Source organism: Streptomyces sp. NPDC041191 (genome assembly GCF_055591945.1).
In genome coordinates this window covers 134,653-151,742 of record NZ_JBVIZC010000011.1, presented here as the reverse complement: position 1 = coordinate 151,742, position 17,090 = coordinate 134,653, and the positions used below count along the sequence as shown (strand labels likewise).

13 protein-coding genes, 1 tRNA gene and 1 pseudogene are annotated in these 17,090 nt (G+C 72.5%); 5 read left to right on the top strand and 10 right to left on the bottom strand.

The window, feature by feature from the left end:
- Positions 1-24: 24 nt before the first annotated feature.
- The 4 genes from ACZ6AQ_RS22485 to ACZ6AQ_RS22470 all read right to left on the bottom strand — a co-directional run bounded on the left by ACZ6AQ_RS22485 (position 25) and on the right by ACZ6AQ_RS22470 (position 2,987).
- A complete protein-coding gene (locus tag ACZ6AQ_RS22485) occupies positions 25-486 on the bottom strand; it encodes a copper chaperone PCu(A)C (RefSeq protein WP_468761690.1) in 462 nt (153 codons plus the stop codon).
- Positions 483-1,247: an SCO family protein gene (locus ACZ6AQ_RS22480; RefSeq protein WP_468761688.1), complete on the bottom strand. Its 765-nt coding sequence runs from the start codon at positions 1,245-1,247 to the stop codon at positions 483-485. The genes ACZ6AQ_RS22485 and ACZ6AQ_RS22480 overlap by 4 nt, the downstream gene beginning before the upstream one ends.
- Positions 1,248-1,284: 37 nt before the next feature.
- Positions 1,285-2,046, bottom strand: a complete 762-nt coding sequence (locus ACZ6AQ_RS22475; RefSeq protein ID WP_468761686.1) for a YcnI family copper-binding membrane protein — start codon at positions 2,044-2,046, stop codon at positions 1,285-1,287.
- A 155-nt stretch (positions 2,047-2,201) separates the two neighbouring features.
- A complete protein-coding gene (locus ACZ6AQ_RS22470; RefSeq protein WP_468761684.1) occupies positions 2,202-2,987 on the bottom strand; it encodes a hypothetical protein in 786 nt (261 codons plus the stop codon).
- Positions 2,988-3,288: 301 nt separating this feature from the next.
- Here ACZ6AQ_RS22470 and ACZ6AQ_RS22465 point away from each other — a divergent pair, with 301 nt between their 5' ends.
- A complete protein-coding gene (locus ACZ6AQ_RS22465) occupies positions 3,289-3,876 on the top strand; it encodes an ATP-binding protein (RefSeq protein WP_468761682.1) in 588 nt (195 codons plus the stop codon).
- A 102-nt stretch (positions 3,877-3,978) separates the two neighbouring features.
- On the opposite strand, the gene ACZ6AQ_RS22460 is transcribed toward ACZ6AQ_RS22465, so the two are convergent.
- A complete protein-coding gene (locus tag ACZ6AQ_RS22460; RefSeq protein WP_468761680.1) occupies positions 3,979-5,439 on the bottom strand; it encodes an aminopeptidase P family protein in 1,461 nt (486 codons plus the stop codon).
- A 244-nt stretch (positions 5,440-5,683) separates the two neighbouring features.
- Positions 5,684-7,240 (bottom strand): PP2C family protein-serine/threonine phosphatase, encoded by a 1,557-nt coding sequence (locus ACZ6AQ_RS22455; RefSeq protein WP_468761678.1) that lies wholly within the window; start codon positions 7,238-7,240, stop codon positions 5,684-5,686.
- A 552-nt stretch (positions 7,241-7,792) separates the two neighbouring features.
- On the opposite strand from ACZ6AQ_RS22455, the gene ACZ6AQ_RS22450 reads away from it, so the two are divergent.
- Positions 7,793-8,527 carry a bifunctional DNA primase/polymerase gene (locus tag ACZ6AQ_RS22450; protein ID WP_468761676.1) on the top strand — a complete coding sequence of 245 codons (735 nt, stop codon included), beginning with the start codon at positions 7,793-7,795 and terminating at the stop codon, positions 8,525-8,527.
- A gap of 769 nt (positions 8,528-9,296) precedes the next feature.
- Here the strand turns inward: ACZ6AQ_RS22450 and ACZ6AQ_RS22445 are convergent.
- The 3 genes and pseudogenes from ACZ6AQ_RS22445 to ACZ6AQ_RS22435 all read right to left on the bottom strand — a co-directional run bounded on the left by ACZ6AQ_RS22445 (position 9,297) and on the right by ACZ6AQ_RS22435 (position 12,115).
- Positions 9,297-10,274, bottom strand: a complete 978-nt coding sequence (locus tag ACZ6AQ_RS22445; RefSeq protein ID WP_468761675.1) for a DUF5926 family protein — start codon at positions 10,272-10,274, stop codon at positions 9,297-9,299.
- Positions 10,275-10,570: 296 nt separating this feature from the next.
- Positions 10,571-11,174: pseudogene (locus tag ACZ6AQ_RS22440) on the bottom strand (ATP-binding protein).
- A gap of 119 nt (positions 11,175-11,293) precedes the next feature.
- Positions 11,294-12,115: a glycerophosphodiester phosphodiesterase gene (locus ACZ6AQ_RS22435; RefSeq protein ID WP_388690138.1), complete on the bottom strand. Its 822-nt coding sequence runs from the start codon at positions 12,113-12,115 to the stop codon at positions 11,294-11,296.
- A 255-nt stretch (positions 12,116-12,370) separates the two neighbouring features.
- Between ACZ6AQ_RS22435 and ACZ6AQ_RS22430 the strand changes: the two genes are divergently transcribed.
- Together ACZ6AQ_RS22430 and ACZ6AQ_RS22425 are read left to right on the top strand one after the other, a co-directional pair.
- A complete protein-coding gene (locus ACZ6AQ_RS22430) occupies positions 12,371-13,780 on the top strand; it encodes a S1C family serine protease (protein WP_468761673.1) in 1,410 nt (469 codons plus the stop codon).
- A 47-nt stretch (positions 13,781-13,827) separates the two neighbouring features.
- Positions 13,828-13,912 (top strand) — tRNA-Ser (locus ACZ6AQ_RS22425).
- Positions 13,913-14,088: 176 nt separating this feature from the next.
- On the opposite strand, the gene ACZ6AQ_RS22420 is transcribed toward ACZ6AQ_RS22425, so the two are convergent.
- Entirely contained in the window at positions 14,089-15,459 is a 1,371-nt protein-coding gene (locus ACZ6AQ_RS22420) for a hypothetical protein (protein ID WP_468761671.1), read from the bottom strand.
- Positions 15,460-15,847: 388 nt separating this feature from the next.
- On the opposite strand from ACZ6AQ_RS22420, the gene ACZ6AQ_RS22415 reads away from it, so the two are divergent.
- Positions 15,848-16,378: an O-acetyl-ADP-ribose deacetylase gene (locus ACZ6AQ_RS22415; RefSeq protein ID WP_468761669.1), complete on the top strand. Its 531-nt coding sequence runs from the start codon at positions 15,848-15,850 to the stop codon at positions 16,376-16,378.
- The last annotated feature ends 712 nt before the right edge of the window (positions 16,379-17,090 follow it).

Sequence of the window (17,090 nt, the reverse complement as noted above, 5' to 3'; positions counted from 1 at the left end):
TCTGTCCGGATACCGTCGGCACGGTCAGTCCTGCTGCGGGTTGTGGTGGGCGGCCTCGACGGGAAGGTCGACCTTGATGGGGTCGGACTTCTCGAAGTGGAGCTCGACGCTGACCTTCTCGCCCTGCTTGGGCTTCTTCTTCAACTCCATGAACATGATGTGGTTGCCGCCGCGCGCCAGGGAGAGCTTTCCGTTGGCGGGGATGTCGAAGAACTTCACCTCCCGCATCTTCTGGTCCTTCGTCTCGTGGATCGTGACGTCGTCCGAGATCGGGCTGGTGACGGAGGTGAGCCGGTCCGCCGCGCCCCCGTCGTTGGTGATGGTGAGGAAGCCGCCGGCCATGTCCATCACCGGCTGGGGCATGAACGCGCCGCTGACCTTCAGCGCGGGCTTCGCGTCCGCGGAACCGTCCCCGGACGAGCATCCGGCCAGGGCGAGCGCGGCGGCGAGGGCCACGGCGGACAGGGAGGTGGTGCGGCGGATCACGGGTTCTCTCCCCTGATGAGCTTCGGCAGGTCCTTGGCGTAGTCCTCGACGCTCGTGTCCTCGCCGTACAGGACGTAGCCCTGGTCGGTGGTGGGCGAGAACGCGACCACCTGGGCCCCGTGCATGGAGACGACCTTGCCGTCCTTCTCCTTCTTCGGCGGGTCGATGCCGATGCCGATCTGCCGGGCCCCCGCCTGGATGGCGGAGAACTCGCCGGTGAGTCCGGTGAAGGAGGTGTCGCCGGCGGCGGGCAGCCACTTGGCGAGTTCGGCGGAGGTGTCCCGCTCGGGGTCGGTGGTGACGAAGACGACCTGGAGCTTGTCCTGGTCGGCCCGGGGGAGCCGCTTCTTGGCGATGGCGATGTTGCTCATCGTCAGGGGGCAGACGTCGGGGCAGTGCGTGTAGCCGAAGTAGATGAGGGTCGGCTTGCCCTTGGTGCGTTCGCGCAGGTCGTACTTCTCGCCCTTGGTGTCGGTGAGGACGAGCGCGGGCTTGGTGAACGGGCGGTCGAGGAGGGTGGCGGCCTTGGCGGGGTCGGTGCCGCCGGAGACCACGGCGACGGGCCCGGCGCCCGCGGCGGGGGCCTTGTCACCGTCGTCGCCGACCCCGACGGCCACGGTGATGCCGATCGCGGCGACGATTGCGACCGTGGCGATGACCAGCGGGGCGCGCCGGCCCGGCCGGGCCGGGCCGCCCGCGCCCGTGGACGCGGGCGCGGGGGTCTTCTCGACGGACTTCTCTGTGAACTTCTCTGCGGACATGCCGTTTCTTTCCGTGTCCTTCGGGAGGGTGGTGCCGTCAGGCCGAGCGGCGGCGGCCGGCGAGGACGCCGAAGGCCACGCCGGCCACGCCGACGAGGATGCCGACGACGCCGAGGACCCGGGCGGTGGTGTCGGAGGAGGAGGACGCGGCGGCCGTCTCCTGGCGGTCGCCCGCCTTGGCGTCGTGGCCGTCCTTCCCGTCCGCGGAGGCGGAGGCGGACGGCGCCGCACCGCCGTGGTGGTCCTCGGAGGCGGCGGAGAGCTTCAGGACGGGGGCCGGGTTCTGCGGCTCCTCCGCGCCCTCCTTCTGCTCCTCGATCCAGCGCACGACCTCCTTGTTGTCGTACGTCTGCACCGCCTTCAGGACGATCTGGTCGACGTCCTTCGGGAGCTGCCCGAGGGAGAGCGGGAACTGCTGGAACTGTCCGGGGCCGATCTTCGAGCCGTCGGCGGTCCAGGTGACCTTGGAGACGGCCTCGTTGATTTTCTTGCCGTGGAGCTCCAGCGGCTTGTCGAGCCTGCTCTTCGTCACCTCGGTCTTCCAGCCGGGAACGGGCTGCGGCATGACGGAGGCGAGAGGGTGGTCGAGCGGGAAGCTGACCTCCAGCTTGACGGTGGAGGCGTTGTCGCGCTCGTTCGGCACCTTGACGTTGACGGTGGCGTAGCCGCCCTTGGCGGCCTCGCCCTGCGGCTGCACGCCGACGTGCGCGAACGCGGTGCCGGACAGCAGCGCGACGGAGGAGAGGGCGATGCCTCCGGCGAGGGCGGCACGGGCGGCGGAGACGCGGAGAACGTTCATGACGGAAGACACTCCAGCTCGGAGAGGGGTCGGAGAGGACCCGTGGAAGGACGGGAGGGTCCGGCGGCCGCCGGGAGGTGACCCGCGCGGGCGTACGGACGGGCACGGCCTTCCCCGGCGGACGGATGGACCGTCGGACGGGCGGACAGGCCGCGTCAGGCTGCGAGAGCGCAGTCGGCGGCCGGGGGACCGCGCCTGATCACCGTGTGCTGGAGTGCCTCGGCCACCGGCGGCGGCGAGGAGTCGAAGGCCGTACGGGGGACGCGCCGCAAGCCCGGTCCCGGTGCTGCGGACAGTCCGGCGAGCAGGACCCGTACGAGCCGGAGCGCGGCCCGCAGCACGCGGACCGGAGCGTACGCGGCAAGCTCCGCCGCGCTCTGTCCGGAGAGCTCGACGAGCCGGCCGAGGGCGTGGTCGCCGCGCCGCAGCAGCCAGCCCGTGGCCAGGGCGGCGAGCAGGTGCCCGAGGAGCATGGGCAGACCGGGCAGCAGCCCGTCGGCGGGAGCGGACGGCGCCGTGGCGACCGCGTGTTCCAGGTGGACGTGGACGCCGGCCGGATCGATCCCGGCGTCCCTGAGGATCCTGGTGGCGTCGGCGGGACCGAGCGACGCGGCCCCCGCCCAGCAGACCAGCTTCGCCGCCGTCCGGACGAGGGCGTCGTCGGCCTGGCCGCCCGGGGCGAGCCGGTGCTGCCCGAGGCCGAAGAGGACGTGCAGGCCGAGTTGCCCGGCCGTGAGGGCGGCGACGACGGAACCGAGGGAGCGCGCGCGTCCGCAGAGGAGGACGGACACCCCGAAGACGCCGAGGAAACCGGCGACGAGGGACCACGCCGCGACGTTCGCGCACGCCGCGAGGGCGTGGCCCAGCGCGGACAGCACGACGCAGACCGCGGTGAAGACCGCGGCCCTCAGCAGCCGTGGAGCGAGCGCGGGGGCAGTCATGGCGGCCCCATCATCGCACCACGCCCCTCACCGGGACACGGCAGGTCCGGAAGGTCGCTCTTGGCCCCCTTCGGGACGACATACGCCCTTTTTGAGGCGACATGCACCTCTTCGGGACGGCCCGCTCCCCCCGGAACCGTGCTCTCCCTTCAAGAGCGCACATACACCGGCACGCGTCTCCGCTGTATCCGCCGAACGGGCGCCCCCCGCGCTTCCGGGTGCTTACGGAGCTCCCCGTATGGCAATAGCTATCGGTACGTCGGGTTGCCGAGCCGCCGATCCGCTGCCGGGAGGCCGGAGCATGAGCATCTTGTGGTCACTCCATCTGCGGCGCGAAGCCGCGAGCGTGCCGCTCGCGCGCCGGCTCCTGCTGGGCACCATGGAGACGGCGGGGGTCGATCCCGACGTGTCGTACGAGCTGTCGGTGGCGCTGACGGAGGCGTGCACGAACGCGGTCGAGCACGGCGGCGGGTGTTCCGGACCCGGCGCCGGTCCGGGCGGGGCGCTCGCGGGGGCGTACCGGGTGACGGCATACCTGGACGGCGAGACCTGCCGCATCGAGGTGGCCGACTCGGGCCCGGGATTCCCCCGCGCGGAAAGCCCGGTGCGCGCGGAGGGCACGGCGTGGCCGGAGGCGGCAGAGAACGCGGCTACCGCCGAGAACGCGGCGACCGCCGAGACCGCCGCGCGGACGGTACGCACGGAACGCCCCGCGTACGCGGCGGCCCCGACCGCCCCGGCGGACGCCGAGCACGGCCGGGGGATGCGGTTGATCGAGGAGCTGGCCGACCACGTGCACTTCGGCAACCGTTCGGTCCGTGGCGGCGCGGTGGTCAGCTTCGACAAGATCCTGAAGTGGAAGGACACCCCGCCCCTCCTGATGGCGTGAGGCCCCGCGGCCCCTGGGCGCGCCGCGGCGCCGGGGCGGTGCGGAGAAGGGCCCCCGCCGGTCGGTCGGCGGAGGCCCTTCGTGTTCCAACGTACGCGCAGGTCAGCCCTTCAGCGAGGCCATCCACGCCTCGACCTCGTCGGAGCGGCGCGGCAGCGCGTCCGAGAGGTTCCGGTTGCCGTCCTCGGTGACGAGGATGTCGTCCTCGATCCGGACGCCAATGCCCCGGTACTCCTCCGGCACGGTCAGGTCGTCGGCCTGGAAGTACAGGCCCGGCTCGACGGTCAGGCACATGCCCGGCGCCAGGGTCGTGTCGACGTACGCCTCGGTGCGCGCGGCGGCGCAGTCGTGGACGTCCATGCCGAGCATGTGGCCGGTGCCGTGCAGGGTCCAGCGGCGCTGGAGACCCAGCTCCAGGACGCGCTCGACCGGGCCTTCGACGAGGCCCCACTCGACGAGCTTCTCGGTGAGGACGCGCTGGGCGGCGTCGTGGAAGTCGCGGTAGGCGGCGCCGGGCTTCACCGCCGCGATCCCGGCCTCCTGCGCCTCGTACACGGCGTCGTAGACCTTGCGCTGGATCTCGCTGTACGTGCCGTTGATCGGCAGGGTGCGGGTGACGTCGGCGGTGTAGAGCTCGTTGGTCTCCACGCCGGCGTCGAGCAGCAGCAGGTCGCCGGAGCGCACGTCGCCGTCGTTGCGGACCCAGTGCAGGGTGGTGGCGTGCGGGCCGGCGGCGCAGATGGAGCCGTAACCGATGTCGTTGCCCTCGACGCGGGCGCGCAGGAAGAACGTGCCCTCGATGTAGCGCTCGCTGGTGGCCTCGGCCTTGTCGAGGACCTTGACGACGTCCTCGAAGCCGCGCGCGGTGGCGGCGCACGCCTTCTCCAGCTCGCCGATCTCGAAGGAGTCCTTGATCAGGCGGGCCTCGGAGAGGTACACGCGCAGTTCTTCGTCGCGCTCGGCGGTGACCTTGTCGGTCAGCGCGGCCTCGATGCCGGCGTCGTGGCCCCGGACGACGCGGACGGGTCCGGTGGCCTCCTTGAGCGCGGCGGCGAGCTCGCGCACGTCCTTTGCCGGGAGACCGAGGAGCTGCTCGGCCTCGGAGAGGGAGTGGCGGCGGCCGACCCAGAGCTCGCCCTGGCCGTCGAGCCAGAACTCGCCGTTCTCGCGGTCGGAGCGCGGCAGCAGGTAGAGGGTGGCCTCGTGGCCGTCCTCCGTCGGCTCCAGGACGAGAACGCCGTCCTGCGTCTGGTCGCCGGTGAGGTACGCGTACTCGGTGGAGGCGCGGAAGGCGTACTCGGTGTCGTTCGACCGGGTCTTCAGGTTGCCGGCCGGGACGACCAGGCGTTCGCCCGGGAAGCGGGCGGAGAGCGCGGCGCGGCGCTCGGCCGTCCTGCCGGCCTGGGCGATGGGCTCCAGGTCGCGCAGCTCGGTGTCGGCCCAGCCGGACTTCATGTTCTCGGCCAGCTCGTCGGACACGCCCGGGTAAAGGCCGTTCTTGCGCTGCTTGATCGGCTGGTCCTCGATCTCTTCCGGGGTCTCCGGGGTGAGCTCCTCGGCCACGGGTCTGCCTCCTCTGGTACGACACTGAACCCTCACCATCGTACGGTCGTACGGAAGGGGGCCCAGGGCCGGAAGACCCATTACCGGAACGTCATGGTCCGGTTACGGTTCCCGCGGACGGGCGGACGGGCGGACGGGCGGACGGGCGGACGGGCGGGCGGACGGGCGGACGGGCGGACGGGCGGACGGGCGGACGGACGGACGGACGGACGGTTCGGTCCCGTGGCGCCGGGCGCCGGGCGGCTCACGCGAAGCGCGCCGCGAGCAGCACCACGTCCTCGCCCTCCACGGACGGATCGACGCCCCCGGGCAGCAGGGTCCGCAGCACGTGGTCGACGACGGCGTCCGGATCGGCCCGGTCCGCCGCCGGCACGCTCGCCGCCGCCGCGTGGAGCCGGGCGAAGGCCCGGTCCGTGGTGTCGCCGGTACGGCGCAGCAGGCCGTCCGTGTAGAGCAGCACCGTTTCTCCGGGCGCGGGGGACAGCTCCACGCTCGGCGCCTCCCAGCACGACAGCATCCCGAGCGGCGCCGAGAGCGAGGTCTCGACGAACGTGGTGCGCCGGTCGCCGATCACCAGCGGCGGCGCGTGTCCGGCTCCGGAGAGGACCATCCGGCGCCGGTCGGGCTCGGCGTACGCGAAGAGCGCGGTCGCGGAACGGGCGGGTTCGGTGAGCCGCAGCAGCAGTTCCAGGTCGGAGAGGACGGCGACCGGGTCCTCGCCCTCCATCACCGCGTACGCCCGGAGGGAGGCGCGCAGCCGGCCCATGGCGGCGAGCGCGCCCGGCCCGGTCCCGGTGACGGAGCCGACGGCGAGACCGAGCGCGCCCTCGGGCAGTGGCAGCGCGTCGTACCAGTCGCCGCCGCCCCGGGGCCCGGTGTGGTGGCGGGCGGCGAGCCGGACGCCGGGGACGCGGGGGAGACGGCTGGGCAGCAGTTCCTCGGCGACGGCGGCCAGCCGGGCGCGGGCCCGCTCGACCTGGAGGAGCCGGGCCAGGTGTTCGGTGGCGAAGCGGCCGTAGAGCCCGATGAGGTGCCGCCGGCGCTCGTCGGGTTCGGCGGGCTCGTCGTAGAACCAGACGGCGGCACCGAGCCGGCCGGCCTCCTCGGTGGCGAGGGGGAGGGCGTAGCTGGCGGCGTAGCCGAGCCGGGCGGCGACCTCGCGGTGGCGCGGGTCGAGGCCCTCCTCGGTGCGGACGTCACGGATGGCGATCGGGTCGGGTACGCACGCGGGGCGGGCGGAGCCGGGACGGACGGCGTCGGGCGGTTCGGGAGCGGGCGGTGCGGAAGCGGGCGGTGCGGAAACGGGGAGGCCGGTGCCGGGGCGCTCGCCTCCCGGCCGTCCGGGACCGGGCAGGCCGTCGAGGAGGCGTTCGTAACTCCCCGCGCCGTGCGGGACGGTCTCGATGACGCCGAGGTCGGAGTGGGCGAGACCGAGGCCGATGGTGCTGGTGGGGCCGAGGCCGTCGGCGGGGTCGAGGACGGCCATGCCCCGGCGGGCGCCGACGAGGGCGGCTCCGGCGTCGAGCATCTCGCGCAGGGCCGTGTCGAGGGAGGAGGTCCTGATCAGGCGCTCGGTGAGTTCGTGGAGGGTGGTGAGGTCGGAGACCCAGGAGGCGAGCCGGTCCTGGATCAGGATCCCGGGCGGAAGGGCCGCGTCGGAGGGAGGAGCGGCCGGGGGGACTCCGGCGCGAGAGGCCGTAGTGTGCGGTGGCACGGGAACAGGTGAATCGATTCCAGCCACTTTCGGGATGTGCGGGGCGCTCATGTCGGCCGACTTTCCGACCGGTGCGTTCGAGGCCATTGCATGGCAAACCCCCATGTCATCCTGCGCCGCTCGATGTACCCACATGTACACGCAGAAGAGGAGCGATGTCCAGCATTGTCCCCATGGGACTTGTGGTGTCCGAGAGACTGCGCAGAAGGGTTGAAGTGCGAGAGAAGTTGGCTGAAAATTGTCCCCGGTGTGCACCTTTTGCGGTCGACTGACGTCGTTTGAAGGCGCGTCATTCCGAGCGTCCTGGGTACGTAGACGGTGACAGGCAGGGGCAGTCGCAGCGCCCCGGAACGTGATGCGGGACCCCGGCGTCTTTCATGCCGCAGGCCGCCGCCCGCCACCGGACGGCGGGGAACGTGTTCTGAACCGCTCTGGCTCTGACCTGGCTCCACCGGGCTCCACCCCTGGCTCCACCGGGTTCCCCTCGATCCCCGGTCCGGCCGGCCCCGCTCCGAAGCGGTCCGGTCCTCACCGACCCGGTACGCGCTGTTCGCACGGTGAAGAGTTCCGTACATGACATGACACAGCGTGACACGACGTGATGAGAATTCGGCGTTCAACGGAAAGGAACGAGCGCTCATGCGCGAGATCCCCGGAAGGCGACGCAGGCTCCGGTTCCGGCGCAAGGCGAGGTCCGCACGGCTCGACGCGGCGGTCACCTTCGGCGCCGAGTGGAACTGGCCCGTCCTGCCGGGCGCGGGCCTGGAGGAAGCACCCCGGACGGCCACGCCCCCCAGGCCCTGGGCGGCCGTGGACCCGGAGGGGCCGTCCCGGGCGGTCGCGGGGGCCGTCTGCCGCTGCCCCGACCCCGACTGCGTGGTGCCCGGCGCGCACCCCTACGACCCCGGCCTGCTCGCGGCCACCACGGACGAGCGCATGATCCGCTGGTGGTGGACCACGCGTCCGGACGCCCCCGTGGTGCTCGCCACGGGCGGCCGCGCGCCCTGCGCGGTCAGCCTGCCGGCGGCCGCGGGCGCGCGGGCCCTCGCCGCGCTCGACGCGACGGGCATGCGGCTCGGTCCGGTGGTCGCGACCCCGACCCGCTGGTCGATCCTCGTCGCCCCGTACGGGCTGGAACGGCTGGGCGAGCTGCTGTACGCGAAGGACGGCGTGCCCAGTTCGCTGCGGTTCCACGGCGAGGGCGGCTATCTGCTGCTGCCGCCCTCGGTCGCGGGGACCGGCCGGGTGCGGTGGGAGCGGGCACCGCTCGCCGGCTCGGCCCGGCCGTGGCTGCCGGACGTCGAGGCGGTGGTCGACGCCCTGGTCGAGGCGAGCACGAGCACGCCGGACGGCGGGAGCCGGCTGGCGTACTGAGAGCGGGCCGCTCGCCGCCCGTGTCCCGCCGCCGTGGAGAACGGCGGCGGACGGCGACCGGTGACGGAGGCGTCCCGGGAGCCCCGGACCGGACCTCCGCAGTCCGGGCCTCCCCGCGCGGGGTTCCCGTGCGCCGGCCCCTTCCGTACGCCGGGCCCTCCGCGCCTTCCGTCTCTTCCCTCCCACCCGTCCCTCCCGCGAGGATCACGTCCCACGGGCCGGAACTCGCCTTTCCGGAAGGGACGGAGGCGCGGACCTGTGTCCGGAAAGAAAGCATGGGCGTCCGGGCGCGTCCGTACGACCGGAACAGGACCGGTCGTGAAATCGACGTGTTTCCCATCCGGCACGGTGTACGGGAACCGAACCCTCCGGATGCGTCGCGCACCGTGGCGCGGGATGAACCGAGCGCGGGAAACGTCCTGGGGGGCCCGGCGGGAACAAGACGGTGGCCTATACGGCGGTGGCGGAATTCACCGGCGCCGGCGATGTCGGAGACGCTCCGCCGCTGCTCAGGGTCTACGGCAACGCGACGCAGAGTGAGGGGAGTTGAACGTCGAACGCTTCGGGCGACCGGAAGCGGACATGGAAAGGCCCGGTCGCTGGCGACGGGGGATGCACCAGCGACCGGGCTTCCTGAACGGTAACAAGAGATCTGCTGTTCGCAAATTCGATCCGGGTTATTCGGACAGGGATTTACGTGTCCGAAGACCGGGTTGTGGCAGAAGTCACCGACTGGTCGGTCTGCCCGTCACCAATACCGCCCGGGGCGTCAGCTGAGAGTGACCTGACGGTTCGTGAGGCCGCCGCGCGCCCGTCGCTCCTCCGCCGTGAGCGGGGCGTCCGAAGCGAGCGCCCCGGACAGCCGCTCGGCGAACTCGGCGGCCGGCTTCTCGCACTCCTCGGCGGTCATGGACGTCGGCAGGTCCCACACCGGCACCACCAGACCGTGGGCGCGGAAGGAGCCGACGAGCCGGGTGTCCGGGCCGAGAGAGGTGGCGCCGGCCGCCTGGAGCCGCGCGAGCGCGTCGAGGAGCTTCTCCTCCGGGTACGGCATGACCCAGCGCAGGTGGTTCTTGTCCGGGGTCTCGCACCAGTACGCGGAGTCGACGCCCGTCAGCCTGACGGTCGGGATCGCGGCGGCGTTGGCCCGCTCCAGAGAGGCGGCGACCTCCGGGTCGGCGCCGTCCGCGGACTGCGGGATCCAGAACTCGAAGCCCGTGTGGACCTCCGGGGCGAACGCGGCGTCCGTGTCCAGCAGGTCCTGGAGGCGCGGCCCCTCGGCCGGGACCCGGCGCGCGGGGATCGGGGTGCCCGGCTCGGCGTCCAGAGCGCGCTGGAGGGTGTCGGCGAGGTCGCGGGCCAGGTCGCCGGAGGTGGACTCGTTCTGCAGGGCGAGCAGGACGGAGCCGTCGTCCCGGCGGAGCGCCGGCCACGCCATCGGCAGGACGGTCGCGAGCGTCACGGACGGCACGCCCTCCGGCAGCCCGCCCTTCAGGGCGAGCGGCGCGGTGGCGGCGGGCACCAGCTCGCGCAGCGCGACCCAGTCGCACTCGCCGGGCAGGCCCTCGAAGGGGCGCTGGACGAGTTCGGTCACGGCGTGCGCGGCGGCCCGGCCGTGACACGCCTTGTAGCGGCGGCCCGAACCGCACGGGCACGGCTCGCGCGCGCCGACGACCGGGACCTCCCCGCTCGTGACCTGTGCCTGGCCGGTCTTGCCGGCCTTCGTCTGGGGGCGCTTCTTGGCCATGGTGTGGCTTTCTCCCGATCGCGGCGGCGCCGTACCCGTACGACGCCACCGTGCTCGTCACGGCGGCGCCGCGCTGGTACGGCGGTGCTGTTTCGGGCGCGAGCCTAGCCGCCCCGGCTTCCGCACCCCTTCAGGCGGGCCGTCGTCCGTGGAGGACGGACGGCCGGGAGGCGGCATCCCGGAGGCCCGGAGAAGCCGGTACGGGACCCGCGTGGGCCCCGTACCGGCGAGGCCCCGCCCCGGGGCCCCGGGAGGTGCGGGTCCCGGGGGCCGCCGGGCCCTCCGGGGACCCGGTCTCAGTCCAGGTCGTCGTACGCGTCCAGGAAGTCGAACCCCGAACCGCCGCCGACGCGTGCCGCGAAGTCCTCGCGCCGGTGCCCCTCGGTGACCACCACCCAGACGGTGACCTCGCCGGTCGCGCTGTCCCGTACGCCCCAGTCCTGGGCCAGCGAGCTGATGATGTTCAGCCCGCGACCGCCCCGGGCGGTGACGGAGGGCGTCGACGGGACGGGCCGCGTCGGGCCACCGCCGTCGGTGACCTCGACCCGCAGTCCGCCCGCCGGGTCGACCCGCCAGGCCGCCCGTACGTCCCCGTCGCCACGATCCGCCCGGCCCAGCGGCCTGCCGTACCGGCAGGCGTTGCTGAGCAGTTCGGAAAGGATCAGCACCGCGTCGTCGACGACCGATTCGGCCACCCCGCTGCGGTACAGCTCGTCCCGCATCCGGTGTCGCGCCTCACCCACGCCCGCAGGACCATGAGGCACGGCCATGCTCGACGACGTGGGCACCTCTTGTGCCACCACCAACGCCACCCCCGAGACCTCCTTTGCCCCCACGCCACCGTGTGGATGCCCCGATGACCTGGACCGGAAACCGGCCAATCGGCGTTCGATGAGGCACTAGTGACGATCGCGTACGCCTGGAACGCGCCGGTGCACTCTCCGTGACCCCTGTTGTCCCCTTTGTCTGGCGGTGCGAAAGGGGCGGAAGGGAGGGAAACGGAGGGAGGGCGAGGGGGCTCAGCCGCGTCCCAGCTGGGCCAGCACCTGCTTGGGGCGGTTGGTGATGATCGCGTCCACGCCGAGTCGCGCGCAGAGCTCGACGTCCTCGTCCCCGTCGACCGTCCAGACGTGGACCTGGTGCCCGGCCTTCTGGAGCCGCAGGATCACGGTGGGGTGGTTCCGGACGATCCGGATCGAGGGGCCCGCGATGCGCGCACCGGCGGGGAGCCGCCCGTCCCGCAGCCGGGGCGAGACGAACTGGGCGAGGGAGACGGTGGGCAGCGTCGGCGAGGCGGCGGCGATCCGCTGCAGCGAACGGGCCGAGAAGCTCATGATCCGTACGGGGGAGTCCTCGGGGGACGCGGGCGCGTGCAGGTCGAACCGCTTCAGGAGCTGGAGCAGCCGCTCCTCGACCTGCCCCGCCCAGCGGGTGGGGTGTTTGGTCTCGATGGCCAGCTCGACCCGCCGCCCGGCGTCGGAGACCAGCTCCAGGAGGCGTTCCAGGGTGAGGACGGAGGTGGCCCCCGGCGACCGCCGGTCGGGGCTCTCCTCCGACTCGCTCCGCCCCTTCCAGGTGCCGAAGTCCAGCTCGGCGAGATCGGCGAGTTCGAGGGCCGAGACGGCGCCGCGGCCGTTGGATGTGCGGTCGACGCGCCGGTCGTGGACGCAGACGAGGTGCCCGTCGGCGGTGAGCCGGACGTCGCACTCCAGGGCGTCGGCGCCGTCCTCGATGGCCTTCACATAGGCGGCCAGGGTGTGTTCCGGTGCGTCCTCGGATGCTCCACGATGGGCGACGACCTGGAGGGGGACGCGGTTCGGGTGCTGCCGTGCGTGAGTCACCGCGTCATGGTGCCATTGGCGGGGTGCGGCGAGCACGCCGGAGGGAGCCCGTTCTGTCCGTATATAAAGGAAGGGGCGCGAACGCACAGCTCCGCCTTACGGCGGCCTGACGCACGGTGGGAAAAGCTGAGGGCGGCACCCTGGGGACCGGAGTGGTCCGGCCCGCGAGGCCGAGGGCGTTCACGCACGGCACGCACGGGCACACGAAGTCGAACGTCGAACGCAGTCGAACGCAGTCAACGAGGAGAGCGAGTTGTGAGCAACGAGAACGAGGGCCAGGCGGTTCCGGGGGACCCGGCTGCTCCGTCCGCCCCTCCGACGCCTCCCACCCCCCCGACGGCCCCGGCCCACGCCCCCGGGACGACCGGGGGACACCCCTCCGAGCCGGCCGTCCCGGCCCACGCTCCCGGAGCCCCGGCCCACGCCCACGCTCCGAACGGCCCCGCCTCCCCCGCCCCGGCTTCGGCGGGCGGCTGGCCGCCTCCCCCGCCGACCGCCCCGGCCTGGGGCGTCCCGCACGCACCCGCACCCCCCGCCGCGCCGCGCGGGCGTGCCGGCGGCCTCGTGGCGGCCGTCCTCGCGGCGGCGCTCCTCGCGGGCGGCGTCGGCGGCGGCATCGGTTACTGGGCGGCCCAGCGGGACGACGACGGCGCCGGTTCGACCACCGTCTCCTCGGGCGAGGCCCCGGCCTCCTTCAAGCGCGAACCGGGAACGGTCGCGGCGGTCGCGGCGAAGGCGCTGCCGAGCGTGGTCACCATCCAGGCGAAGTCGGGCGGTTCGCAGGGCGAGGGGGGCACGGGCACGGGCTTCGTCTACGACCAGGAGGGCCACATCGTCACCAACAACCACGTGGTGGCGTCTGCGGCGGAGGGCGGCACGCTCTCCGTGACCTTCTCCGACGGCAAGACGTACGACGCGGAGGTCGTCGGCCGGGCCGAGGGGTACGACGTGGCGGTACTGAAGCTCACGAACGCTCCGAAGGGCCTGAAGCCGCTGCCGCTGGGCGACTCCGACAAGGTGGCGGTCGGCGACTCCACGATCGCGATCGGAGCGCCCTTCGGCCTGTCCAACACGGTGACGACGGGCATCATCAGCGCCAAGAACCGCCCGGTCGCCTCCGGCGACGGTTCGGGCGGCGGCAACTCGTACATGAGCGCGCTGCAGACGGACGCCTCCATCAACCCGGGCAACTCCGGTGGCCCGCTGCTCGACGCCGGGGGCGCGGTGATCGGGATCAACTCCGCGATCCAGTCCACCGGCAGCGGCTTCGGCCAGTCCCAGGCGGGTTCGATCGGCCTCGGCTTCGCGATCCCGGTGAACCAGGCGAAGAACGTGGCCCAGCAGCTCATCAGGACGGGCAAGCCGGTCTACCCGGTCATCGGGGCGACCGTGAACATGAACGAGAAGGGCGAGGGCGCCATGATCGCCCCGCAGGGCACCGGCGGCACGCCCTCGGTCACCCCGGACGGTCCCGCCGCGAAGGCGGGCCTGAAGCCGGGCGACGTGATCACCGGCTTCGGCAACCGCCAGATCGACAGCGGCCCCACCCTCATCAGCGAGATCTGGACGCACAAGCCGGGCGACTCGGTGAAGATCACCTACGAGCGCGACGGCAGGAGCGCCACGACCACCGTCGTCCTGGGCGAACGCACCGGCGACAGCTGACCGGCTAGGCTGTCTCCCGCGCCGCCCGTGACTCACCGGCGGCGCGGGGTGGGTTGCCCGAGCGGCCTAAGGGAACGGTCTTGAAAACCGTCGTGGCGAGAGTCACCGTGGGTTCAAATCCCACACCCACCGCGGCAGTGGACCGGCGCGTGCGCCGGCCGGAAGGGGCGCCCCTCATACGGGGGCGCCCCTTCTTCGTGAGGGGACCGGCCGGCGCCACGGGCCGGGACGACGGGGATCCGCCCGGCGGTGGTCCCGGGGCGGCAGGGCCGGCACGGGTCGGAAGCGGGCTGCCGGACGGGGCGGCTTCAGGAGTGGTTGCGGGCCGGGGGGTTGTTGAGGCAGAGGGCGATGTTGCGGACCGCCGCCGTGAGTTCCTCGATGACGCGTGCCGCCTGCTCCGCGTTGTGGAAGGCCGGACGGTCGGTCAGGGTGCGGCTCAGCTCCTCCGCCGCCCGGATCGCGGGCCCCGTGGGGCCCGGGTCCGTCACGAGGACGGCCGAGGGGGCCGGGTAGCGGTCCGGGTCGCCCGGCGGGGCGGCCGGAGGCTGCGGATAGCGGTCCGGGTCCGGACGGTAGCCCTCGAAGGAGGGGGAGAAGAGGCCGGAACCGGCCGCCAGGACGGTGTGCGTCTCGTCCCCGGGGTGCGGGGGCGGCGGAGACACCGGGGGGAGTCCCTGGGCGTGCGGGGCCATGAGCGGGGCCGGGGAATTCTGTGCCGGGGAGCCCTGTGTCGGGGAGCTGTGCGCCGGGGAGCCCTGCGTCGGGGAGTTCTGCGCCTGGGAGTGCTGGACCTGAGGACTCTGCGTCTGCTGCGGCGACTGCTGGGACGCCTGTGGCCGCTCCTGCCCATGGGCTTGGGCGTGTGACTGCGCCTGGGCGTGGGAGACCTGGTGCTGGGGGGCCGGCGGCTGCTGCTGGGAATGGCGGGCCCGGGGAAGGACGAAGTGGTCGAACCCGGGGAACGCCGAGGTGCCGGAGGAGGCGGTCGGCGGCTCGTACTCGTTCTGCCACTGCGTGCGGTAGCACTCCACCTGGTCCTCGCAGGAGGACCGGGCGTGGAAGACCGCCGTGTCCTCGCCGAGGTCCGGGTACCAGAGGTTGGGTCCCGGGAACCGTACGGTCCGCATGCGTGGCTTGATCTGTTCGGCGCACCCCATGCAGCAGCCCTGCGGCACCAGGAACGGGATGCCGCCGCTCTGCTCCGGCCTGCGGGGACCTTCCTCACGCGGGTACTCACCGTGGTGGCAGGGCGGCAGTTCGCCGCAGGCGCGGCAGATCGCGTAGTGCTCGGGCAGGACCTGCCAGTCCTGGCTGGCGGGGGCGCACCAGTGCTTCGGCGCGGACCGGGGCAGGTTGTCGTTGCGCAGGACGAGCACCACCGGACGCTTGTAGAACTCGGCGCGCTCCGGGGCGGGTTTGACCGCCTGGTTGTTGGCCCGGCGCAGCTCGTTGGCGTGCCACCACAGCTCCACGTGTTCGCGCCACGCCTTCTCGTATGCTTCCGGCCACTGGTTGCCGGGGTACCCGGTGATCTCCAGGACCCGCCAGGCCTGCCGGTCGAGTACGACGATGGAGCCGGCCCGCAGTCGCAGATGTGTTCCCTCGACGCCCTCGTCCGGCCAGTCATGGCGGCCGATGCTGGTGGGCTGGTCGGGGAGCCACCTGCGAACCTGCATGACACGCTCCTAGGCAACGAAACTTCGTAGTTTCAACTGGGGCAGTAGGTGACATTCTGAACAATTTAGGCGTCCGTCGAGGGTTAGACACGCGCATGCCGTGGATCGATGAGAGCCGGAAATGCCTTTCTCACCGGCTGTTTCGCTTCTCGGGACGGACTCCGCCGGGTTCGTTCGGCCCGGCCGTCACGGCGGCCCCGTACCCGCTCCCGGGCCATCGATACCCACCCATACGTGTGACGCGGCTACGTCCCACGTCATCCCGTACGTATGCATCCCTCCGGGGAGCGGGCCGATCCTCTCTCCGGAGTGGTGGTTCAGGGGCGGGGAAGTGGTAGGGGTGGCAGCGCCCCGGCCCTTCGGGGCGCCCGGAAGACAGGAGAGCGAGATGCGTGTCGTGCTCGTACGGGGGGACATCACCGAGGAGGCGGTGGACGCGGTGGTCAACGCCGCGAACTCCTCCCTGCTCGGCGGAGGGGGCGTCGACGGTGCCATTCACCGCAAGGGCGGCACGGAAATCCTCGATGACTGCCGGAAGTTGAGGAGCTCGCACTACGGAAAGGGGCTGCCGACCGGGCGGGCCGTGGCGACCACGGCGGGCCGGCTGCCCGCCCGGCACGTGATCCACACGGTGGGCCCGGTCTGGTCGCGGGACGAGGACCGCTCGGAACTGCTGGCCTCCTGCTACCGGGAATCGCTGCGGGTGGCCGACGAGTTGGGAGCCCGCACGGTCGCGTTCCCCGCTGTGTCCACGGGTGTTTACGGATGGCCGATGGCGGACGGGGCGCGGATCGCCGTCGAGACGGTACGGGCGGCCCGCACGGAGGTCGAAGAGGTGCGGTTCGTGCTCTTCGACGAGTCCGCCCACTCGGCTTTCGAGGCGGCCCTGGGCGACGCGCCCAGGGAAACGGAACGCTGAACACCGGCTGAGGAAAGGGGGTTCGCTCCGGCAACCGGGGCGTTCCGTTCCGGTCGCTCCGTGCCGTGAACTGCGGTTCTTCCGTGCCGGTGAGGTTTAACCGCCGAGCCTCACGCTTGCGAGGTAATCAGGAGAAGCCGGGGGTTCACCGGGTGTCCCGTGGGCAACTCTGTTCTCGCGAGGTCGAACAGGAAGGCCGGAGTGGCCGGGGTGACCGGAGCGGCCGGTCGGTGGTCTCGAAAACATCTTGTCTCAGCAGTACTTCGTCCATTTGTTACGGCCCCCCGCCTTCAGAACAGTTCCGTGCGGCGTTACCGGTATTCGATTTTCGGAGGACAGACATGAGGGGAACAGGCATGACAGCGGCAGGTGTGAGGAGAACGGGCAGGACGGAAAGGGACGCGGCGTACAACCGTGCCGTCCGCCTCACCGCCACCGTGAACTTCGTCGGAACGGTCCGGTCCCGCCCGACGGCCAACTTCTCTCCGTGAGGGAGGGCGGGGGAGGCGAGGTGGGAGAGGGGGCCGAATCGACGGGAGAAAGGAGCGTGAACGGCGGTTCGTACGACGTTTCTTCGCCGGGGGCGGGAGCGGAACGTCGTGCCCACGAGCCGCCGAAGGGCGGGGAGCAGGGGGAGCCCATGCCGGGGATTCGGCGGGGACCGGTCTCCTGGACGCGGAGAGGGCCGGGCGCATCGGAGCGGTCTGGGGGT